Origin of the sequence: Sphingomonas cavernae, from assembly GCF_003590775.1 — a bacterium.
Taxonomy (GTDB): domain Bacteria; phylum Pseudomonadota; class Alphaproteobacteria; order Sphingomonadales; family Sphingomonadaceae; genus Sphingobium_A; species Sphingobium_A cavernae.
Window position 1 is genome coordinate 956,078 of the sequence record NZ_QYUM01000002.1, and the last position, 22,257, is coordinate 978,334.

General features: G+C 63.7%; 18 protein-coding genes and 1 tRNA gene. 4 read left to right on the forward strand and 15 right to left on the reverse strand.

The window, feature by feature from the left end:
- Nucleotides 1-86: 86 nt before the first annotated feature.
- Genes D3876_RS04735 through D3876_RS04760 form a run of 6 tightly spaced genes read right to left on the reverse strand, consistent with a single transcriptional unit; the run spans nt 87 to nt 6,882 of the window.
- Nucleotides 87-2,792, reverse strand: a complete 2,706-nt coding sequence (locus tag D3876_RS04735) for a TonB-dependent receptor (protein WP_182911875.1) — start codon at nt 2,790-2,792, stop codon at nt 87-89.
- 22 nt (nt 2,793-2,814) lie between these two features.
- Nucleotides 2,815-3,255: a MaoC/PaaZ C-terminal domain-containing protein gene (locus tag D3876_RS04740; RefSeq protein WP_119759965.1), complete on the reverse strand. Its 441-nt coding sequence runs from the start codon at nt 3,253-3,255 to the stop codon at nt 2,815-2,817.
- Entirely contained in the window at nt 3,252-3,692 is a 441-nt protein-coding gene (locus D3876_RS04745) for a MaoC family dehydratase N-terminal domain-containing protein (protein WP_119759966.1), read from the reverse strand. The genes D3876_RS04740 and D3876_RS04745 overlap by 4 nt, the downstream gene beginning before the upstream one ends.
- A 3-nt stretch (nt 3,693-3,695) precedes the next feature.
- Nucleotides 3,696-4,841, reverse strand: a complete 1,146-nt coding sequence (locus tag D3876_RS04750) for an acyl-CoA dehydrogenase family protein (RefSeq protein WP_119759968.1) — start codon at nt 4,839-4,841, stop codon at nt 3,696-3,698.
- 21 nt (nt 4,842-4,862) lie between these two features.
- A complete protein-coding gene (locus tag D3876_RS04755; protein WP_119759970.1) occupies nt 4,863-6,110 on the reverse strand; it encodes a thiolase family protein in 1,248 nt (415 codons plus the stop codon).
- A gap of 1 nt (nt 6,111) precedes the next feature.
- Entirely contained in the window at nt 6,112-6,882 is a 771-nt protein-coding gene (locus D3876_RS04760) for an enoyl-CoA hydratase/isomerase family protein (RefSeq protein WP_220475416.1), read from the reverse strand.
- Between the two features lie 142 nt (nt 6,883-7,024).
- Here D3876_RS04760 and D3876_RS04765 point away from each other — a divergent pair, with 142 nt between their 5' ends.
- A complete protein-coding gene (locus tag D3876_RS04765) occupies nt 7,025-9,727 on the forward strand; it encodes a winged helix-turn-helix domain-containing protein (protein ID WP_119759971.1) in 2,703 nt (900 codons plus the stop codon).
- Here D3876_RS04765 and D3876_RS04770 read toward each other — a convergent pair.
- The 5 genes from D3876_RS04770 to D3876_RS04790 are packed head-to-tail and all read right to left on the reverse strand — an operon-like array spanning nt 9,724 to nt 15,261.
- Nucleotides 9,724-10,836, reverse strand: coding sequence for a CaiB/BaiF CoA transferase family protein (locus D3876_RS04770; protein ID WP_119759973.1), 1,113 nt, complete (start codon nt 10,834-10,836; stop codon nt 9,724-9,726). The two genes, D3876_RS04765 and D3876_RS04770, sit on opposite strands and share 4 nt — an antisense overlap.
- Nucleotides 10,833-11,987: an acyl-CoA dehydrogenase family protein gene (locus D3876_RS04775; protein ID WP_119759975.1), complete on the reverse strand. Its 1,155-nt coding sequence runs from the start codon at nt 11,985-11,987 to the stop codon at nt 10,833-10,835. The genes D3876_RS04770 and D3876_RS04775 overlap by 4 nt, the downstream gene beginning before the upstream one ends.
- A 10-nt stretch (nt 11,988-11,997) precedes the next feature.
- The gene (locus D3876_RS04780; protein ID WP_119759976.1) at nt 11,998-13,152 is read right to left on the reverse strand and encodes an acyl-CoA dehydrogenase family protein; all 1,155 of its coding nucleotides are present in this window, start codon (nt 13,150-13,152) and stop codon (nt 11,998-12,000) included.
- A gap of 3 nt (nt 13,153-13,155) precedes the next feature.
- The gene (locus D3876_RS04785; protein WP_119759978.1) at nt 13,156-14,337 is read right to left on the reverse strand and encodes a lipid-transfer protein; all 1,182 of its coding nucleotides are present in this window, start codon (nt 14,335-14,337) and stop codon (nt 13,156-13,158) included.
- 30 nt (nt 14,338-14,367) lie between these two features.
- On the reverse strand, nt 14,368-15,261 hold the full coding sequence (locus D3876_RS04790; protein WP_119759980.1) for an SDR family NAD(P)-dependent oxidoreductase: 894 nt from the start codon (nt 15,259-15,261) through the stop codon (nt 14,368-14,370).
- 231 nt (nt 15,262-15,492) lie between these two features.
- Between D3876_RS04790 and D3876_RS04795 the strand changes: the two genes are divergently transcribed.
- Nucleotides 15,493-17,070, forward strand: a complete 1,578-nt coding sequence (locus D3876_RS04795) for an AMP-binding protein (protein ID WP_119759981.1) — start codon at nt 15,493-15,495, stop codon at nt 17,068-17,070.
- 315 nt (nt 17,071-17,385) lie between these two features.
- On the opposite strand, the gene D3876_RS04800 is transcribed toward D3876_RS04795, so the two are convergent.
- A complete protein-coding gene (locus D3876_RS04800) occupies nt 17,386-17,640 on the reverse strand; it encodes a hypothetical protein (RefSeq protein ID WP_119759982.1) in 255 nt (84 codons plus the stop codon).
- 76 nt (nt 17,641-17,716) lie between these two features.
- Nucleotides 17,717-17,807: transfer RNA gene (locus D3876_RS04805), tRNA-Ser, on the reverse strand.
- 392 nt (nt 17,808-18,199) lie between these two features.
- On the opposite strand from D3876_RS04805, the gene D3876_RS20195 reads away from it, so the two are divergent.
- Both D3876_RS20195 and D3876_RS04815 read left to right on the forward strand, forming a co-directional pair.
- Entirely contained in the window at nt 18,200-18,493 is a 294-nt protein-coding gene (locus D3876_RS20195; RefSeq protein ID WP_147417591.1) for a hypothetical protein, read from the forward strand.
- A 90-nt stretch (nt 18,494-18,583) separates the two neighbouring features.
- Nucleotides 18,584-19,471 carry a peptidylprolyl isomerase gene (locus D3876_RS04815; RefSeq protein ID WP_119759985.1) on the forward strand — a complete coding sequence of 296 codons (888 nt, stop codon included), beginning with the start codon at nt 18,584-18,586 and terminating at the stop codon, nt 19,469-19,471.
- A 33-nt stretch (nt 19,472-19,504) separates the two neighbouring features.
- Here D3876_RS04815 and D3876_RS04820 read toward each other — a convergent pair whose 3' ends face one another.
- Together D3876_RS04820 and asnB are read right to left on the reverse strand one after the other, a co-directional pair.
- Entirely contained in the window at nt 19,505-20,047 is a 543-nt protein-coding gene (locus tag D3876_RS04820; RefSeq protein WP_182911876.1) for a retropepsin-like aspartic protease family protein, read from the reverse strand.
- A gap of 177 nt (nt 20,048-20,224) precedes the next feature.
- Complete coding sequence (gene asnB, locus D3876_RS04825; protein WP_119759988.1) at nt 20,225-22,216, reverse strand: asparagine synthase (glutamine-hydrolyzing); 1,992 nt, start codon at nt 22,214-22,216, stop codon at nt 20,225-20,227.
- Nucleotides 22,217-22,257 lie beyond the last annotated feature (41 nt).

Here is a 22,257-nt window from a genome sequence, read left to right on the forward strand (position 1 = left end):
GCATTTTTGCGTCACCGGAGCATATTTGCGCGGTCGCAGCCGGTGCAGGGGGCAGCCCGATGCCCGCCCCCTGCACCGTGCTCATGTCAGAAGCGCGTCCTGAGCGTCACGCCATAGGTGCGCGGATCGCCCGGGAAGGCCAGGAAGATCTGCGTCGACGTTGCACCGAAGCCCGACGAGGCGGGGGCGGCGACGGCGCGATAGGTGCCGCTACCCTGCGACGGGGCGTCGGATAACGTCGTCTGGTATTTCGTATTCAGCAGATTCTGGCCCCAGAGCTCGATGCCCCAGCGCTTGTCCTCGCCATAGACGCCGATGCGACCATTGATGATGCCGTAGCCATCCTGCCTCTTTTCGAAGTCGGCATCGCCACCGGTGTTGATGTCGCTCATGTAGCGGAAATCGACATGCACCAGACCCGACAGCGTATCGGAGAGCGGCGGCGTCCAGGTCGCCGCACCCGTGACTGAATATTCCGACGAGAAGGTTCGTCGCCCGGGGAACTGGAACAGGTTCGGGATGAGCGGCCGCCCGTTGGTGCCGGCAAGATTCCGCTGATATTTGGCATCGAGATAGGTGAAGCCGGTGCTCAGTTGCAGATGATCCGCCGGATAGGCGAAAACCTCCAGCTCGGCGCCCTTGGACACGACGCCCGGCTTTAGCCGGTCTGGCGCACACGCGCCCGTCGCCGCGCTGTTGTCCTGGTCGGCGCCGTTCAGATCGTCCTTGCAGGCCTGAAGGTTGGTGACCTCGAAATTGATGCCGTTGAAGACGTTGATCTGGAAGTTGTTGAAGCTCTGGTAGAACAGCGCCGCATTGACGTCGATCATGCGGCCATCCCATTTCAGGCCGATTTCATATGCATCGACAGTCTCGGAACCGAATTGCATATCGGTCGCCTCTGGACGGCCGTTGAGCGGTGTGAAGGCCGGAGCGGTGGCAAGCTGCGCGACACAGGCGGCGTTCTGCGCGGGCGTGCCGCCCGTCGTCACGCAGGGCCGGTCGATGGCGTTGACGTCGAGGTTGTACCCGCCCGCCTTGTAGCCACGCGAATAGGAGGCATAGCCCATCACGTCATCGCTGAAGTGGTAACTCAGCACCGCGGTGCCGGTCCATTCGTCCTCCGACTTGCGGGTACCCGGATCGCCCTTGGCGAAGCTCGGCGCGGTGGCGTTGATGAGGCAGGGCAACGCCGCCAATGTCCTGAACGGCGAAGCGTTGATCTTCGTGCACAGATCATTGTTCATGTTCGCGCTGGATTCCAGCGTCTTGCGCTCGTTGGTGTAGCGCAGCCCGAGCGTGAGCGCGAGCTTGCTCGGAATGATCTGGATCACATTGTGCGTGAACAGCGCATAGTTGCGGCTCTTCTGCTCGAAGATGTTCGCGATGGCGCCGGTTCCGGGCAACCGGCGGGCGCCCAATGCGGTGGCGATCCCGCCGAAGCCGCCGCCGGGCAGCGTTCCGTTGGTGCAGGTCGGCACATTGGTATTGATAGGCTGGCCGGTCTGCACCGCGACGAGGCAGTTCGCCCACTTCTCGTAATCCGCGCCGAACTTGATGTCGTCGCTCGTCTTCAGCGTCTCGTCGGCGTAGAATCCGCCGACCAGCCAGTCGAGCCGATCATCGAGCAGCGTGCCCTGCAGGCGGAGTTCCTGGCTGAAGACACGGAATTCCCGATCGCGATTGGGAATGATCAGGATGTCGGCGGCGTTGAAGTCGGCATCGACGCCCTGACTGTAGAAATAATCGCGATAGGCGGTGATCGAGGTCAGCGCGGTGTTGCCTAGCTGCCAGTTGAGCTCGCCCGAGAAACCCCAGTCCTCCATCTCCGCGGTATAGGGCCTGCCCGCAGTTGTCGCGGTCCGGCGCAGATAGCCCTTATTGTCCGCGGGCAATTGGATATTGGCGCCCAATGCCTGCAGGATCGGATGGAGCGGGTTGGGGCCGAATCGCGGCGTGCCGCCCGCCGGGCTGGTGCGCGTCAGCATCTGGATCGGCGCTACATAGGCGTTGCCGCAGCAATTCTCGTCGCGGCTCGTATAGTCGCCGATCAGGCGGAAGCTGATGTCGTCATTGGGCGTGAAGAGCAACTGGCCCTTCACCATCCAGCGATCGCGATCGTTGATATCCGGCTCGCCGGGGGTGACCTGTTCGATGAAGCCATCGCGCTTGGTCCATGAGGCATCGATACGCGCCGCGAGGACATCGCTCACGAGCGGCCCGGTGACGCCGCCCTCGAGCCGCATATAATCGTAATTGCCGTAGCTCGCCGCGGCATATCCGCCGAGGTCGAATTCGGGACCCTTGGTCAGGATGTTGATCGTGCCCGCGGTTGCATTGCGCCCCGACAGCGTTCCTTGCGGACCGCGCAGCACTTCGATGCGTTCGATCTCGCCAAGATCGGTCATGCCGACGCCCGTCCGCGACCGGTACACGCCGTCGACGAACAGCGCCACCGACGACTCGAGGCCGGGATTCTCGCCGACCGTGCCAATGCCGCGAATACGCGCAGCGGTCGTCGCTTCGCTGGTACCGGTGTTGATGACGAGCGACGGCGCCAACTGGTTCAGCGCGCGGATGTCGGTGAGCCCGGTGTTCTGCAGTTGTTCCGCGCCGATGGCGCTGACCGCGATCGGAACGTCCGACAACGCTTCGGCACGGCGCTGCGCGGTGACGATGATTCCCTGCTCCTCCGCCGTCGGCTCATCGACTGGCGCCTCATTCTGGGCGTTTGCGCCACCAGCGCTGAGCGCAAACGCACAGGCCGATGCAAACAGCATTCTTCTGGTCATCAAATCCTCCCCATATTCGCCTTTACGGCGTCTCGTTTTCATTTTCGATCGTCAGCGCGGCGGTCGCCTCTCCCACGGTCTTGATCTTGCCTTGCTGGTCGACCGCGCTGATCTCGACACGGATCAGCACCTCCTGCCCGGCTTCGGTGCGTTCCAGAACGCGTCCCGCGCATGTGACCGCGTCGCCGATCAGCGTCGGTTCCTGGAACCTGACCGTGAACGACCGCAGATGCGCCTGCGGCATCCAGCCGGTCAGCAGGCGCCCTAGCATCGCCATTGAGAGCATCCCGTGGCCGATCACGTCGGGCAGGCCCGCAGCCTTCGCCGCATCGATATCGATATGGATCGGATTGTGATCGCCCGATGCGCCCGCGAACAAGGCGCAGGTCGTGCGGCTGAGCGGTGGCAGCGCTAGGGGCGGAAGTTCGTCGCCCGCGGCGATCGTCTGCGTGCCGCCGTTCAATGCCGCACCACGACCACGGCGCGCATCTCGGCGACCATGGCTCCCTTCTGGTTTGCGGCGGCAGAGTCGAGCACGATGAACTCGAGCGCGCCGTCGCGTTTGTCGTAGATGTCGAAGACACGCGTGGTGACGGTGATCATGTCCCCCGCAAGCACCATGCCGTGATAGGTGAAGCCCTGCTCTGCGTGCAGCACGCGCCTGGTGTCGACACCCATGTCGACAAGGCCCCGCGCCATCGTCCCCGCATCCTGCGCGGCGGCAAAGATGAAGGTCGGTGGCGCGGGCAGAGAGGAGTAGCCAGCCGCCTGGGCGGCCGCTTCATCAAGGTAGATCGGGTTGGTTTCCCCGATCGCCTTGGCGAAGAACTGAAGGCGGCCCGCCTCAACCCGCAGAACGGACTGAGGAAGCGCCTTTCCGATATGAGAGCGGTCGATCATCGCTCAGACGAACGCCGGGATGCCGGTGAGACCGCGCGCGATGATGAGCTTCTGGATCTCGGTTGTCCCGTCGGGGATCGGGATCACGATCGCCTCGCGCGCAAGACGCTCGACACTGAATTCCTTGGTCAGCCCGTTGCCGCCATGGAGCTGGACAGCCATGCGGCAGACCTTCACGCCCGCCTCGGTTGCGAACCATTTGGCCATCGACGACTGAAGATCGCACCGCACGCCCGCATCGATCAGCGAGAGCGCCCGGAAGCAGAGCAGCCGCGCGGCATCGGTGAGCGTCGCCATCTCCGCGATCTTCGCGGCGATGAGCTGGTGCGCCGCGATCACCTTGCCGAACTGCTTGCGCTCCTTGGAATAGGCGATCGATTCCTCGAGCGCGGCGCGCATCAGGCCGACCGAGAGCAGGCCGACATGGCATCGCGCCCGCTCGAACGTTTTCATCGTGTTCTTGAGGCCTTCGCCTTCGCCGCCCAGGAGATTGGCGACCGGCACCCGCGCATCGGTGAAGAAGAGCTGCGCCGTCGACTGCGAATTGAGCGCGATCTTCTCGATGTTCCGGCTCTCGTAACCATGCTCCTCGCGGTCGATGAGAATATGCGAGAGCGCCTTTTCGCCCGTCCGGGCGGTGCAGATCACGAAGTCGGAATAATGGCCATTGGTGATCCACGTCTTCTCGCCGTTGACGATGAAATGGTCACCCTCGCGAACCGCGCGCGTCTTGATGTCGGCAACATTGGATCCGACGTCGGGCTCGCTGATCGCGAAGCTGCCGAACAGCTTGCCCGCCAGCACGCCCGGCAGATACTTTTCGCGGATATGATCGGGCGCATGGCTGAGGTGCTCGGCGGCACCGTTGTTGATCATCACGCACAGGCCGATATCGACCGAGACGGTGACCAGCTCCTCGAACAGCATCGCCTGCGTGACGAAGCCGAGTCCAAGTCCGCCATATTCGACCGGCACCGCGGCCCCGGGCATGCCGAACTCGGCAATCGCCTGCGTGATCTCGCGCATCTTGTCCTTGGGGATGAAACGGTCGGCATATTCGCGCGCGATCGGCTTGATCTCGCCGTGCAGGAACTTGCGAAAGCCCTCGACAGCAAGGCGCTGTTCCTCGGTGGGTTGAATATAGGTCATTATCGTTCCTTGATTTTTCGTTCAGGCGCGGCCGAATAATCCGATGTGATCGACGCTTTCCTCGATCCCCCAGACGCCGCCGCCATTCACCTGCATGCCGATGCGCGCGCCCTCGACCTGACGTTGGCCGCACTCGCCGCGAAGCTGCTGGACGATCTCGAAGATCTGGCCGAGGCCGGTCGCCCCGATCGGGTGCCCCTTGGATTCGAGACCGCCCGAGGTATTGATCGGCAGCTTGCCGCCGATCGTGGTGTCGCCGCGCTCGGCCATCGCGCCGCTGTCGCCGGGCTTGCACAGGCCGAGATGTTCACAGCCCGAAAGCTCGCCGATCGACGCAGCGTCGTGCAGCTCGGCGACGTCGATGTCCTCGGGACCGATGCCCGCTTGCTCGTAAACCTGACGCGCCAGCAGGTGGGAAACATGGTTCTCGTAATCATCGACGGCACGGCCCGAGGCGGTGCGCATCGCCGAAGCGAGCACCCTGATCGCGCGCGTCCTGTCGAAACCATATCGCTTCATCGCCTCCTCGGTGCAGACGATGGCGGCGGCGGCGCCGTCAGAAATCGGCGAGCACATCGGCAGCGTAAGCGGATAGGTGATCGGCGGCGCGGCGAGCACTTCCTCGATCGTCATCGGCATCCGGTATTGCGAACGCTCGTTGTGGACCGAATGGCCGTGGTTCTTTGACGCAACCGCCGCGACCTGCCGCTGGGTGATGCCATAACGCAGCATCAACGCGCGGCCGTTGCCGGCATAGACGTCCATGAAGTTGCTGTAGGGCTTGTCCGAGGTCGTTCCCGTGGGGATTTCCAGTCCGGCGCCGAGTGCCTTGTACGCATCCGCGTTGGTGTCGGCGGTCTCGATGTCCCAGGCCGACTGGAAAATGCCGAACATCTTCGCCTTGTCGGGATAGTACATTTTCTCCGCGCCCACCGCGAGCGCGACGTCCGCCGCGCCCGCGCGCAGATGCGTTACCGCGAGGTTGAAGGCGGCGCTGGCTGACGCGCAGGCTGCCTCGACATTGTGGATGGGAATGCCCTTGATGCCGAGCGGCAGCAGCGCAACCTGGCCGCGGATCATATGCTGGCCGTCGAAATGACCCTGGCCGGTATTGCCGAAGAACGCCGCACCGATCGCTGCGCGATCGCACTCCGAGTCCGCCAGCGCATCCTCCACCGCCCAAGCCGTGAGCTGCTTGACGCTTTTGTCGAAATGCCGTCCGAACGGGGTCATCCCCACGCCGACGATGTAGATGTCGTCCGATGCCATTTCAGTAGCCCTTGAACTGCGGTTCGCGCTTCTCGCGGAATGCGGCGAGCCCTTCGGTGATGTCCCAGCTACGGCCGTGATTGCGGCATTCGAGCAGCTCGTGGCGCAGCGCATCCGCGGCGCTCTTGTCGGCCGCCTCGTTCGCGACGCGCTTCATGCCCGCCAGCACCAGCGGGCTCTTCGCCGCTAGTCGATCGGCAAGCGCCTGAACGTGCGTTTCGAGTTCGCCCGCGGGCACGACTTCATTGACGAGGCCATAGAGCCTGGCGTCTGCGGCACTCAATGCCTCGCCCGTGAAGAGCAGGTAGCGCGCGACATTCGCCGGTATCTTGCGCGGCAGGATCGCCGCACCGCCGCCCCCCGGAAACACGCCGAAATTGGAATGTGCATCGCCGAAACGCGCAGTCTCGGCCGCGATGACGAGATCGCAGCACAAGACGACTTCCAGCCCGCCCGCGAAGGCCAGCCCGTTGACCGCCGCGATGACGGGTTTGGGAAAGCTGCGCAGCGCGTCGAACAGGATCACGATCAGATCGAGCAGGTCCTTCTCTCCCGGTTCGGGCTTGCTTCCCGCCTGCTTGAGATCGGCGCCCGCGCAAAAGGCGCGCCCGCTACCGGTGACCACCAGCACGCGCACGCTTGCATCATCGCGCCAGGTCGCGAGCCGCTCGGTGAATTGCTGCACGCTCTCGCGGTCGAGGCTGTTGAGCGCATCGGGGCGATCCAGCACCAGCCAGCCAACGGCGCCCGCCTTTGAATATGAAATCGGCACCTCTGACTCCGTTCGGCGCTATTGCTATTGGATGCGAGGCTATGGGCGGGCGCCGCGCGATCTAACCCCCCTTGGGGAGGGGGTGGACGCGCCGCTTCGAGGGGGTGTAGGTCCAAGCCAAAGCCGGAACCCCTAGCATCGCATGAACACGCCGCATCTGCCCACCGACCTCGAGAAGCTGCTCGTCTCCACCAAGTTCGCGCCGCCAAGGATCGGCTCGCGCCATCTCGTACGCAGCCACCTTCTCGCGGCACTGCGACGCGAACGGCATTGCCGGTTACTGCTGATCACGGGCAGTGCAGGATTCGGGAAGACGATCCTGCTCGCGCAGTGGCGACAGGAATTGATGAAGGCAGGCTCTCCGGTCGCCTGGCTGTCACTCAACCCCGACGAAAAGCAGTTTCCCAACTTCTGCACGCATCTCCTCGCCGCGTTTGCCCGGCTTGGCGTCGCGGTCCAGGACGAGCTGCCGCTGGCGCGCGAGGGCAATGCACAGCTCGACGGGCTCGTCGTCGCGATCGTGAACGGGGCGGCCGCTATCGACCATGACCTGTACCTGATCCTCGACGACTATCACCATGTCGAGGATCCCTGGGCGCACAAGCTCGTGCAGAAGCTGCTCGATCACGGCCCGCCCAATCTTCACATGATCATCGCCTCGCGCGCACTGCCTCCGCTGAGCGTCGCCAAGCTTCGCGTCATGGGGCAGGTCAGCGAGATCGAATGTGCCGATCTTCCCTTCGACGTCGCCGAAACGCGGACCTTCCTCGCCCAGAATATCGGCAATGCACGGCTCACCGCGGACGAGGTGCGGCAGATACACGACTTCACCAATGGCTGGCCGGCAAGCCTGCAGCTTGTGTCGATCGTGCTCAAGAACCGCCCCGAAAGCCGCGCGACACTGTCCAGCCTTGCCTGGCAATCGTCCGACCTGCAGCACTATCTTGCCGAGGACGTCGTCGGTCATCTGCCCGTCGAACTGTCGGCCTTCATGGAGACACTCTCCATTTGCCGCCGGTTCAACGGATCGCTCGCGGAGGCGCTCACCGGCCGCGAGGATTCAGCAAGCCTGCTCGCCCGGATCGAGGATGAGAATCTGCTCATCACTCGGGCAGAGTCCGACAACCGGTCGCCCTGGTATCGCTTCCACCCGCTCTTCGCCGAATTTCTGGCAGCACGCCTCGCACGCCGGGGACCAGATGCGATGAAGGCTCTGCATCGTCGCGCGAGCAATTGGTTTGCCGATCGCAGGCTCATCGTCGAGGCGGTCCGCCATGCGATGCTCGCGGACGATCTGGAAGGGGCGGTTGCGATCATCGAGCGCGCCGTTCCCGGCACATGGCAGCTCAGCTATCTCGGCCCGCTGCTCCATCTGGTCGAAAACCTGTCGCTGGATGCCATCGCGGCGCATCCACGCCTGCTCTATCTCGGCAGCCTGACGCTCGCGATGGCGGGAACGCCTTCTCGCGCTACGGCCTGGGCTGCGAAGCTCAACGAACATGCGAGAGACGACTGCGCGACGATGTTCAAGATCGCGCTGGTCAATGCGACGATCTCCTTTCAGCGCGACGATTCCGCGCAGAGCGTGACAAGTCTCGATTCTCGCCAGCTTGGTGAAGCTGGCAGCGCCTTCGAGCGCTATGTTTATCTCATGATCCGCGCGATGTCGCTGGCCGCCGCCGGGCGGTTCATCGATGCGCTTCAGATTCTCGATCTCAACCCGATCCCGCCCGAGGACAACGACAATGCGATGGCGCAAAGGGTTGCCGGCTGCCGGACCGTGATGCTGATCATGATGGGCAAGGTGGTTGAAGCGGAGAAGGTTGCGACCGTCGTATACGGCCGGTCGGCCGCCACCCACGGCCGTTCGTCGACCGGCGCCACGCTGAGCGCTGTGGGGCTCGCAGAAGTCTATTACGAACTTGATCGCATCGACGATGCGCGTGAATTGCTGGCAAACCGCCAGAGTAGCCTCAAGACCTCCTCGCCCCAGCTCATGATCTGGTCGACCCTCTGCGAGGTGCGGCTCGACCTGTTGCAGGATTCCGCTCACACCGCGCTGGCGCTGCTCGAGCGCCGCGCAAGCTACTTCCGTTCATTGGGGCTCGATCGCGCGCTGGCCTTTGTTGTCGGTGAGCAGGTCCGGATCCTCCTTGGATCGGGCAACGACAAACGTGCCGCGGAACTGGTCGCCGATCTGGACGCGATGGCATCGCGCGTCGACCCGACTCCCGCCTTTTCGTCGGAGATTCTGATTGTGGCAGGGCTCGCGCGCGCGCGACTTGCGCTGCATGCAGGCGATTGCGACTCGGCATTGCACGCCGCCCAGGGTGCTGACGAGATCGCCAATAAAATTGGGCGCGGGCGACTGCGCATCAGCCTGGGCCTCGTTAGGACGCTCGCGCTCGACGCCACGACAAGAACCGAGAAAGCGTTGGAACAATTGGCCCAACTCGTCCGCACGGGCGCGGAGTTGGGCCTGATCCGGACTTTTGTCGACGAAGGCGAAGCATTGCAAAAGCTGCTTGGCGGGCTGTTCGCGGCAAACCGGCTGGACAGTCGTTCGCAGGACTATCTGGAAAAGCTGCTCAAGCACTTCGGCAGCAACGACGGTCCCATTGCAGCCGATGCCGCCGATCCGCGGTCCAAGACACTGCTCACGCCCCGCGAGATCGAGATTTTGGGGCTGGTAGCCGCCGGGATGTCCAACAAGCGCATCGCGCTGACACTCAACATCACGCTAGAAACGGTGAAGTGGAATTTGAAGAACATCTTCATAAAGCTCGGCGTATCGAGCCGCTACGACGCGATGATCTGGGCGCGGCGCCAAGGGTTGATCGACTAGCCGAAAGCCCAGTCGTCCAGTATCTCACCGGCATCGGTACGGACCGCACGGATCGAGCCGGGCAGGGACGCGGGCGTTCCTGAAAAGCGTGGAGCGGGCGCGGCCTGAAGCACGCCGTCGACTTCCCGATAGATGTCGCGCGCCGCCATATGCGGGTGCCTTGCCGCTTCGTCAGGATCGAGAACGGGCGCGAAACAGGCGTCGGTTCCCTCGAGCAGCACACACCAATCGGCACGTGTGCGCATCGCGAACAGATCGCCGAAGCGCCTCTTGAGGTCTGGCCAGGACTTCGGCTCGCGGGTCTGCGCAAATTCGGGGTCGTCGGCCAGGCCCAGTTTCTCGCGCAGCTCGGCATAGAATTTCGGCTCAAGCGAACCCAGCGAAATGAAGTGGCCGTCGGAGCACCGGTATGTTGCGTACCAGGGAGGACCATCGAGAACACTCTCACCCCTTGTGGTCGTGAACTCGCCTGCCGCCTTCAGGCTCAAAAGAAGGTTCATCATATGTGCGCTGCCATCGACGATCGCGGCGTCGACCACCTGACCGTCGCCGGTCGTGCGGGCGTTCGTCACCGCCGCCAACAATCCAACCGCAAGGTAGAGCGCTCCACCGCCCATGTCGCCTACAAGGCTTGGCGGCGAAAAGGGAGGTTCTCCCGGCTCGCTCGAGTACCAGAGCGCGCCCGACAGCGCGATATAGTTGATGTCATGGCCCGCTGCATGGGCGAGCGGCCCCTGCTGCCCCCAACCCGTCATCCGGCCGTAGACGAGCCGCGGATTGTGCTTGAGACAAATGTCAGGGCCGAGTCCCAACCGCTCCATGACGCCCGGGCGCATCCCCTCGATCAACACGTCGCATCGCTCGACCAGATCCAGGACCCGCGCGACATCGGCGGGCGACTTGAGGTCGGCCGCCATCGAGCGTTTGCCGCGTTGGGTGATGGCGGCGCTCCCGAGATCGATATTCTGCGCGTTCGGGACCGTGCGATCGACAACGACCACATCGGCGCCGAGATCGGCGAGCAGCATTCCGCAAAAAGGCGTTGGGCCGATACCCGCGATCTCCAGCACCTTCAGGCCGGCGAGGGGGCCCTTCTTGTCAGCGGTCATGCGTGTACGGCCCGAAGCTCGTCTTGAAGCGCCGCAGCGCATGCGGCCTCGTGAAGCGAGGAGCTGCCAAAGAGCGCATCGGCCACGACCGCGCGCTTGAAATAATGGCCGATCGCGCATTCTTCGGTCATGCCGATGCCGCCGTGGAGCTGGATGCCCTGGCCGCAGACATTGCGCGCAGCCGTCGTGATCAGCGTCTTGGCTCCGTCAAGAACGCGCCGGTGTGTCGCAACGTCGTCATTCTCGAACGAAGCGAGCGCGGCGAACAGCATCGAGCGCGCAAGCTCCATCTCGGCCACCATGTCGGCCATGCGATGCTGCAGGCTCTGGAAGCTGCCGATCGGCACGCCAAATTGCTTTCGCGTGCGCAGATACTCTGCGGTGATCTCGATCGACCGTTCCATGCAGCCGACGAGCTCGGCGCACAGCGCCAGCATCGCGTGGGACAGCCCGTATTCCAGCCCATCCAGGCCGTCGGCCGCATTGCTCGATATGACGGTGGCGGGAACCTCTTCGAATGCCAGGTCCGCTGCCTCGGTGCCGTCGTGAAGCTTTGTAGCGGTCATGGAAAGACCCGCGGCGTCGGCCGCGACCAGAAACAGCCCCACCCCATTCCGATCGTTGATTGCTCCATCGCTGCGTGCGGACACGATGAACGCATCCACCCCGAGCCCGCCAAGCACCAGCGTTTTGCGCCCGCTGATCCTGTGCGTTGCGCCATCCTTGGTGGCCCGCGTCTCGACGATATGTGCGATGCCACGCGCGCCCTGCTCGCTATAGGCAAGCGCCAGCCGGCGCGACCCATCGCAAAGTAAAGGAAGCCATTCGCGGATGAGTGCCTGATTTCCGCTGGCGATGAGCACCTGCGTCGCGAGCACCGCGCTCCCGAGCCAAGGCCCTGCAAACAGGGCGCGGCCGAGCTGCTGGCTGATCACCGCAGTTTCGACGGCCGTGCCTCCCCATCCCCCCAGATCGCCGGGCACGGCCGCCGCCAGCCAGCCGTTCGCAGCAAAGGTGTCCCAACGGGACGCCCTCCTCTGATCGCCGGAACCGACCGACTTGGCTCGCGTCTCAAAGTCATATTCAGTCTGAATGAAGCGAGCGACGCTATCGCTCAGCAACTGCTGTTCGGTATTGAGTGTGAAGTCCATTGTCCGTTCCTCAGAGCCCGAACATCAGCTTGGCGACGATGCCGCGCTGCACCTCGCTTGATCCGCCGTAGATCGTGGAGGCACGCCGGAAGAACATTTCCGCCGCGAGGTCGTTGGTGGATTGCGTGTCCGCCACGGCACCGCTGTCGCCAAGCAACTCGACCATGAACACGCTCATGCGCTGCTGGAGGTCGGTCCCGCGCAGCTTGAGCATCGATCCCATCGCGTGGGCGAAGTGCCCCTGGTCGCCGTGGAGGGCGGCGGTGCGCTGGACCATCATTTCCACCGCGCGCAGCTCGGTTTCGAATAACGCGATCCGGTGTGCAACCTCGGGCCGGTCGATCAGCCGTGTCCCGCCGACGGATTGCGTCACGGCAAGCCGCCTCATTTCCCCCCGATAGCGCTTCAGCAACGGCAAATCTGCGGTGTAGGCGTGCTCGTTGTTGAGCAGGAACTTGGTGATGCTCCAGCCCATGTTTTCGGCGCCGATGAGATTGGCGGCGGGCACCTCGACCTCGTCGAAGAACACCTCGTTCAGATGGTGGTGCCCATCAATGCCCCAGATCGGTCGGACGGTGATCCCCGGCGTCTTCATGTCAACGAGGAGGAAGCTGATTCCTGCCTGCTTGCGTGCCTCAGGATCGGTGCGAACCAGCAGGAAGATCCAGTCTGCGCGGTGCGCGTTGGTCGTCCATATCTTCTGGCCGTTGACGACATAATGGTCGCCCCGGCGCTCGGCTTTCGTTCGCAACGACGCGAGGTCGGAACCCGCTCCGGGTTCGGAGAAACCCTGGCACCATTTGCGTTCGCCCTTCAGGATCGGTGGAGCGTGCTCCTGCCATTGCTCGGGCGTGGCGAAATGGTTGAGCACCGGGCCCAGGAGCTTCTGGGCGAAGGTGTCCTGTGTTGGAGTGCCTGCGGCGGAACATTCATCGTCGAATATGAGCCGCTGCTCGACGCTCCATCCCGTGCCGCCTCGATCAACCGGCCAGCTAGGCGCCGCCCATCCCTGCCCATGGAGGATCGCTTGCCATCGGCTCATCGCCTCGCGCGGCGAGAACATGCCGATCGACAGATGCGCGAGATCGACGGGCAGCTTTTCGCGCAGGAAGGTGCGGACCGTCTGGCGAAAGGCCTCAAGCTCGGGATCGGGGCGGAACTCCACGCGTCAGTTCCGGTACATGGTGACGACGCACGCGCCGCCGACGCCGACATTGTGCTGAAGTGCTACGCGAGCCCCCTCGACCTGGCGCGCGTCCGCCGTGCCGCGAAGCTGCTGCGTCAGCTCGACGCACTGGGCGAGCCCCGTCGCACCGATCGGGTGCCCCTTGGACAGGAGACCGCCCGACGGATTGACGACGTAGCGTCCACCATAGGTGTTGTCGCCGTCGTCGATGAATTTCTGTGCGCCGCCCTCGGGACAGAGGCCGAGCGCTTCGTAGATGATAAGCTCGTTGTGCGCGAAGCAGTCATGGAGTTCGACGACGTCGACATCGTCGGGTCCGATGCCGGTGGCATGATAGAGCTGTTCCGCCGCGCGCTGTGCCATCCCGTAACCGACGACCCGGCGCATGTCCTGGCTTTCGAAGGTATCGGCGGTATCGGTGGTCATGGCCTGTCCCGCGATCCAGACGCGGGTGTCGAGCCCGAATTTCTTCGCAGCGTCCTCGCTGCACAGCACCGCAGCAGCCGCCCCGCATGTCGGCGGACACGCCATCAGGCGGGTCATCACGCCCGGCCAGATCACCTGGTCGGCCATGACTTCCTCGGCCGTCACTTCCTTTCGAAAGACCGCGAGCGGGTTGCGCGCCGCGTGCCGGCTTGCCTTGGCGCGGATTTTGGCGAAGGATTCGAGCGGCGTGCCATGGCGCTTCATGTGATCGAAGCCAGCACCGCCGAATAAGCGGATTGCCGTCGGTATGTCGGATGCGCCGAGAATGTCCCTGGCGCTGTCCTCGAAGCGCTCGGTCGATTTGGGCCGGTCACGGAAGACCGCGCCGAGCGCTCCCGGATTCATCTGCTCGAAGCCGACCGCGAGCACCACGTCCGCCACGCCGGTTTCGATCGCCCGCCGTGCAAGATAGATTGCGTTGGATCCGGTCGAACAGGCGTTGTTGACGTTGAAGATGGGAATGCCGGTCAGCCCGACTTCGTAAAGCGCACGCTGGCCGCTGCAGGTGTCTCCGTAGATGTAACCGGCATAGGCCTCCTCGACCGCGCCGTAGCCGATGCCCGCGTCCGCCAGTGCCAAGCGCGTGGCGGCCGCGCCCATCTTCTCATAGCTCTCGCTCGCGCCCGGCTTGGCAAAGGGAACCATACCGACGCCGGCAACGAAGGTCTTGCGTGTCATCTGTCAGCCCTCCGGGCAATTGCGTGTGGGTCAGAGCTTACCGAGGCCGAGCGCCGATTGGACGAAGGCATTCTCGGGAAGGAGTTCGTTTTCGCGGCCGCCGATTTTTTCGAACTGCGTCGCCACGGTTTCCGGGGACATCGCATCGGCATCGACGCGGACCCCGCGCGTCAAGGTGATGTAGGCGCGCTGGAAGCCGCCGGCGCCCGCCGCCAGTGTCGTGCGGTTGGGTGCCCCCTCGCTGACGAGGAAAAGCGCGGCAGGCACGACGGTCTCGGAGCCCATCTTCTCCAGCACCTCGGCGGGGAGGATGTCCTCGGTCATGCGCGTCGCGGCGGCGGGCGCGATCGTGTTCACATGGACGTTGTTTTTCGCGCCCTCGATGCCGAGCGAATTCATGAAGCCGACAAGGCCGAGCTTGGCCGCACCATAGTTGGACTGGCCGAAATTGCCGTAGAGGCCGGTCGACGAGGTGGTCATCAGGATGCGGCCGTAGTTCTGTTCGCGCATCGTGTCCCACACCGCCTTGGTGCAGATCGCCGAACCCATCAGATGGACGTCGAGCACCAGACGAAAGTCGGCGATCGACATCTTGGCGAAACTTTTGTCGCGCAGGATCCCGGCGTTGTTGATCAGGATGTCGATGCGGCCCCACTTGGCCTTGGCTTCCGCAACCATCGCCGCGACATTGTTCTCATCGGTCACGCTGCCAGCGTTGGCGAATGCTTCACCGCCCATTGCGATGATCTCGTCGACCACCACCTGAGCTGCGGTCCCCGAGGTGCCCGTGCCGTCGCGCGCACCGCCCAGGTCGTTGACAACAAGCTTGGCGCCGCGGCGTGCCAGCTCAAGCGCATAGGCCCGTCCGAGCCCGTTTCCTGCTCCCGTCACGATGGCAACGCGGCCCTCGAAGCCGATAGTCATTGATCTTGTCCCTTCAGATTTCTGTCAGAGGCAATAGGATCGGGCAACGCGGCTCTTGGCACCTCCCCAAGGAGAGGGGGGCGCGATCTGCCGCTGAGGGGGCGCTACGCAACACGGCCGATGCACGCTAGAATGCCCCCTCCCGGAGGGGGGTAGGCGCATGCCGGCGGGCTGATAGTCCTTGCCGGACAAAGTGCGCGAAGAATTGCGCCGGGAGAGGGTAGACGAGGCATGAAGATCAATTTCTCGCGGATGGCCGCGCAGCTTGTGCGTCGCTATGGGGACAAGGACGCGCTGATCAACATCGAGCGCAACCGTCGCTACACATTTTGCGAACTGCATCTGCTCACCAATCGCATCGTGAACATGATGCGCCACCGACTAGGCCTTCAGCGCGGAACCTCTTATCTCTGCCTTCTCGAAAACGACAACCTGTCGCTTCTCCATGCCTGGACCGTGCTGAAGGGCGATGCAGCGGCCGCCTGGACCAACTTTCATGATTCCTACGACGAGCATCTCTGGCAGATAGACTGGATCGGTCCCAAGGTGGCGTTCCTCGAGACGGCGCTGATCGAACGCTATCATGAAGCGCTCAACAGCCGCGGAATCACCATTGTGTGCATGGATCCGCTGCTCGAGCCTCGCGAGAATGTGCACTATTTCTGGGATTTGCTTGACGGCGTCGCGGCAACCGATCCCGATGTGGAGAATGACGCGCACAAAGACATCCTGATCTATCGCTTCACCGGCGGCACGACCGGCCGGGGCAAGTGCGCGCAATATACGACCGACATCTGGCTTGCGTGCCGCGATTCCTTCTTTGCCGATGCCGACGGGCCGCACGACGACAGGACGCGCGCTCTCCAGATGGCGCCTCTAAGCCACGGTGCGGCGCTTGGCGTGCTACCGCTCTTCTTCCGCGGCGGATGCCTGCTCACGCAGAACACTCCCAATCTCGTCGAGTGGTGCCGCAATATCGAGGCCGAGCGAGCGACCATGTCGACGCTCGTGCCGACCATGCTCTACCGCCTGCTCGAGCTGGAAGAAGCAAAGGCACACGACCTCTCGACGCTCAGCACTATTTATTACGGCGCCGCGCCCATCAGTGCGTCGAAGCTCGCCATGCTGCAAGAGCGCTTCGGCAACATCTTCATCCAGGTCTATGGCGCGACCGAGTGCTTCCAGCCGGTCGCGAAGCTCGGCAAGGCCGATCACCTGCCGGGTCCCGACGGCGATCTTGGCCATCTGGCCTCCGCGGGACGGATCGCGCCGGGCGTCGAGGTCATCATCGCGGACGATGACGGCAATGAGTTGCCCGACGGCGAGGTCGGCGAGGTCTGGATGCGCGCGCGCACCACGATTTCTGGCTATTACCGCAACCCCGAAGGCACCGCGGAGGAGTTTCACAACGGCTTCTGGAAATCGGGCGACCTCGGCTATCGCGACGAGAAGGGGTTTCTCTATATCGTCGACCGCAAGAAGGACATGATCATCACCGGCGGTTTCAACGTCTACGCGATCGAGGTGGAGGACGCGATCAATTCGCACCCTGCGGTTGTCATGTCGGCGGTCGTGGGCATTCCCCACGACCAGTGGGGCGAAGCCGTGCATGCCGAAGTCATCCTCAAACCCGATGTCGACGCGTCGGCCGAGCAACTTATCGAACACGTCAAGCAGCGACTGGGCAAGCACAAGGCGCCCAAATCGGTCAGCTTTGTGAACACTCTTCCGCTCAGCGCGGCGCACAAGGTGCTGCGGCGCATCGTCCGCGACAAATACTGGACCGAGTGCGCGCGCCGCGTCGGGTGACGTGCACGAAGAACGGCACGGGTGCCCCGTGCGCGCTGATTCCTCAACCGATGTGCACGGCCAACCCCTACGTCGTCCGCGAGCCGAAAGATCGCTTCCCAGACGCAGGGAACGAAGTGGAACGGCGGAAACGTGCGCTTAGCGAAAATGTCTCACTCCTCAAATGAGCGACAACCATTCGGGCGCCATGTCCCAAAACCGGCCTGTCCGACTTAGCGGACTTGCGGCGGCTAAACGCAGCTAAATTAACATGGCAGCTATCGTGCCTCGGGCGCCTGAAACCAGACAGTCGGGACTGTCCCACAAATCCACCCTTCAGCGGACAAACCGCCCCCGGAGATCGCGAACAAGTGCATCCATCAGTATTTCGCCGCCGAACGCCGGATCCAGACCCCAGATCCGCTGGGCCCGATACAGGCCAAACAATACCAGCCACAAATCCAGTGCATCGCTTGTCCAGAGACCAGTGTCAGCCGTCTTGCGCGCAACCTCCATGGTAAAGGCCTGCAGATCCTCGATCCCGAGCCGCGCGGCGAGATCATAGCCGTCGATCAGATGCGCGAGGTGCACGGACTCTTCCCACGCCAGCGCAGAACTGCGCGGGAAATTGCAAATTATCGTTCTATATAAAATACTTAAGAATGTGTGGCGGAGCGGGAGGGATTCGAACCCTCGATACGGTTTTGCCGTATACTCACTTTCCAGGCGAGCGCCTTCGACCACTCGGCCACCGCTCCGCATGCTCTGGATGGTGAAGCCCCTATCGCGCACTGGCGCGCGACGCAACCTGATCGTTGCAGTCGGGCTCCGGCCGATAATCCACACCATCGATCGGCTGCAGCGCCTTGTCGCGGTTGCAAGGTGGTGTGCAATCTGATGGGATCACAATATAGGGCTGCGCGTTACCATCGCCATCCGGCTCAGCGGGAAGCCAAAGTTTATCATGTCCAGCCGTCTCCTGTGCGCCTTGGCGCTCTCCGCCTCACCCCTCGCTGCGCAGCAAGGAAGCATTCGCCCCATCGACCTGCCACCCAGCCTTCCCGCGCGGGCGCCCGCCCCGTCGCCGCAAGCGGAGCCGGCCGCCCCCCCTGCCGAAGCCGCCGCGCAGTCCACCATAGAAGCGCCGGATGTGGATACAGCCGCCTCGATCGCGATTGACGCGATGGCGGCCGAGATCGCCGAGCGGAAACGCACCGCCGAACTCAACGCCACACTCGCCCAGGCTGCGCAGGATCAACGTCGCGCGGCCGAAGATGCGCGCGCCCAGGCCGCACGCGAGGCGGAGGCGCAGCATGAGGCGGCGCTGACCCGGCACGACCGGGCCGTAGCCGAGCGCGACCAGCAACATGCCGCCGCATTGGCCGAATGGCGCCGGCGTGTCGAGGCATGCAAGGCCGGAGACCGCGCCGCCTGCGCCCAATAGCGGCGCTGACACGCCGGCGAAGAAGCGCGCCGTATCTCGGAAAATTCGTCCCTTTTCATTTGGGTTTCCGGCGCTAATCTCCCGTCCTCAATGATAAAGGTCGCCCTGCTCGCTGCCGCAGCACTCGCTCCCGTTGCCTGGTTCGCGCTCGCGCCCGGCGACACGCCCGCCCCCAGCCCTGCCGAGATCGCGGCGGGCGCGCCGGCCGCCGACTGGATAGACATCCCCGAAAGCGATTTGCTGCTGATGGATACTGCCGAGGGCGGTCGCGTCGTCATTCAGCTCGCGCCCGATTTCGCCCCCGTCCATGTCGGCAATATCCGAAAAATCGCAGCCGCGCGCTGGTGGGATGGCACAAGCATCAACCGGGTGCAGGACAATTATGTGGTGCAATGGGGCGATGCGACCGAGAAGAAGGCGCTGCCTCAGGGCGTCGTCGCGAAGCCCGCCGAGGAATATGTTCGCAGCCAGAAAGGGCTTTCGCCCAACTGGATCGAATGGCCCGATCCCTATGCGAAACAGACCGGCTTCTGGAAGGGCTGGCCGATCGGCGGCAATGGCGAAAATGTCTGGCTCACGCATTGCTACGGCATGGTCGGCGTCGGCCGAAACCTCGCTCCCGACACGGGATCGGGCGCCGAACTCTATGCGGTCATCGGCCAGGCGCCGCGCCATCTCGACCGCAATATCGCCCTGGTCGGCCGCGTGATCGAGGGAATGGAGTTTCTGGCGTCGCGCCCGCGCGGGACGGGCGATCTCGGCTTTTACACGGACCCCGCCCAGCGGATTGCGATCGGCAGCATAAAGCCAATGTCGGAAGCGGAGCCCGGTGCGAAATCGCGCCACCAATATCTGTCGTCAGGGAGCTTTCGCGCCTATCGCGACGCGCGCGCCAACCGGCGCGACCCGTTCTTCAACGTCCCGGCGGGCGGTGCTGACGTCTGCAACATCCCGGTGCCCATCCGAAGAGCGCCGTGATTATGTTGTGGGAGCGGACGCGAAAGGGCTGAATCAGCGCAGCCGCATCTCGCCTTCGGTGATTTCCACCTTGGCGACGCGCGCAAGAAAACTCTGGCCGAGCAGCGATACGCCCAGGTCGTTCTCCGCCACCATCGCCTCGACATTGGTTGCGGAGACGGGACCGATCGCCAACCGGTCGAGCATCACGGGTTTCAGCCTGACCTCGCCGTTCGCGGACATTGCGCGCGCGGTGAACTCGCCCGGCTGCGCGCCGATTCCCGCCTTTTGGGCGTCGGCGCGCGTCAGCACGACCGCGCTTGCGCCCGAATCCACCAGGAAGCGCACAATCGCGCCATTGACCTGCGCCTCGGCATAGAAATGGCGATCCGGCGCACGCTGAAGGACCACTTCGGCGCTTCCGTTGCCCGCCCGCTCGACGCGTGGTTGTGCCACATCGGCGGCGGCATTCTCGGCAACGACATTGGCGGCCTGGCCGGGCTGGCCGGGTCTTAGCGCGGGCGTCGTCGGCCCACCGGGCATCAGCGCGAGCAATGCGATCGCGCCGAGGCAGATCAGGAAAACCAGCCGCATCATGTCGCAACCCCCTGCGTACCCCTTTGCCGCCAGCCCTTTTCCCGCTGATCGACGCGTGCAGTTCATGCCCGCAAAGCGGGGCCGCTTCAAGCAAGCCGCGACGAGTTGAATCGCAGTGGCGGCGGGCGCAGCCTCCAACCGAGCACATGATGGGGGTTTCTTTTGTCGCCAGCACGCTCAGCGCGCGGCACCAGCCACCGTAAGGCGCAATGCGTGCGGCGGCGTGGAACGAAGGGGCGGAGACAATCGCTGCTCGGCGTGCCACGCCTGGAACATCAGAATATCCCACAAGCAGAAATGCCAGCGGCGCTTGCCCGAACGATGCTCGGACCAGATGCGACTGACCTGATCGGCGTCGAAAAAGCCCTCCTCGCGCAAGCGGTGCGGTTCAAGCAACGCCTCGGCCCATTCGCTGAGTGGACCCGAGAGCCAGTCCGCCAGCGGGAGCCCGAAGCCCTTCTTCGGGCGATCCACCAGCGCTTCGGGAATGTGGCGATGGAGCACCTGACGCAATATATGCTTGCCGCGCCCGTCCTTCACCTTTGCGGACATGGGCAAGCGCCAGGCGAACTCGACGACGCGGTGATCCAGAAAAGGCACGCGTGCCTCAAGGCTTACCGCCATACTGGCGCGGTCCACCTTGGCCAGAATGTCATCGGGCAGATATATCAGCGTATCCAGATACATCATCTGCTGCCGGAGATCTGTGAACAGGGGCGGAGCGTCGACCTGACTTTCGACGTGCGCGTCCGTCGCAAGCAGACCGGTAGGCTTTCCGATCGACATGAAATCGCGGTAGAAAGCGCCGTTGGAATCGGCGCGGAAGAGGCTGCCGAGTTTCGAAAGCCGGTCGGCAGGCGCCAACCGCCGCAGGTGCTGCGGCAGGACACGCTCGGCCGCACCGACCATGCCTTGCAGAAGTCCATCCTGAAGCGACCGGCCGACCATGCTTCGTAGTGACAGGGGAATATGGCCAAGCGACTGCCGCACGCGGGTTGCACGATGATAGCGCGCATAGCCGGCAAATAACTCGTCCCCGCCGTCGCCGGAAAGGCTGACCGTGACATGGTTGCGCGTCAATTTGCTGACCAGATAGGTCGGAATCTGCGAGGGATCGGCGAAGGGCTCGTCCCAGATCGTCGGAAGTTGTGGGATGACGGCAAGCGCGTCACCGGCCGTGACGTACATTTCGCAATGATCGGTGCCCAGATGCTCGGCCACCGCACGCGCGTACGGTGCCTCATCGAAACGTCCGTCATCGAACCCGATCGAAAATGTCCGCACCGGGCGCGACGATACCGATTGCATCAGCGCCACAATCGTCGAACTGTCTATTCCGCCCGACAGGAAGGCGCCCAGCGGAACGTCCGCCTCCATCCTCTGCGCGACGGCGTTGCACAGCAGCGCTTCCAGTTCGTCTACCAGACCGGGATGGTCATCTCGCGGGCTCGCGACGCCCGACATCGCGATATCAGTGAAATTCCAGTAGCATATGGGATCGCTCACCGATGCGCCATTGTCCCTGACGACGATATAGTGCGCGGCGGGCAGCTTGCGAATGCCTCGCCAGATGCTGTGCGGCGCCGGCACATAGCTGTGGCGCATGAACAGTGCCAATGCGGCCTGGTCAACGACCGGTTCAAACGCCGGGTGCGCCGCGATCGCCTTGAGTTCCGAGGCGAACAGAAACGCCCCTTTGCCCTGCCCATAATAGAGCGGTTTCTCCCCCATGCGGTCACGCGCCAGATACAGTGCGCGCAGTTCCCTGTCCCAAAGCGCAAAGGCGAACATGCCGTTGAAACGACTGAGCGCGCCTTCGACGCCCCATCGTTCGAAGGCGGCAAGCATCACTTCGGTGTCGGAGTGTCCTTTCCAGCGCGGTGCGGCACCCATGGCTTCGAGTTCCGCGCGCAAGGCCGAGTGATTGTAGATTTCGCCGTTATAGACGATCACATATCGTTTCGTGGCCGATATCATTGGCTGATGGCCTGCTGGCGAGAGATCGATGATCGACAGCCGCCGGTGCCCCAACGCCAATTGGGCGGCCGGATCTATCCATGCACCCGTATCATCGGGGCCCCGGTGCGCGATGACATCGGTCATCGCTGCGAGCATCGCGGATATGCCGCTTGACGAAGACGGATCGAAGAACCCGGCTATGCCGCACATCGATCGTCACCCCTTCCACTCGAGCCGGCCGCCCTAAATGG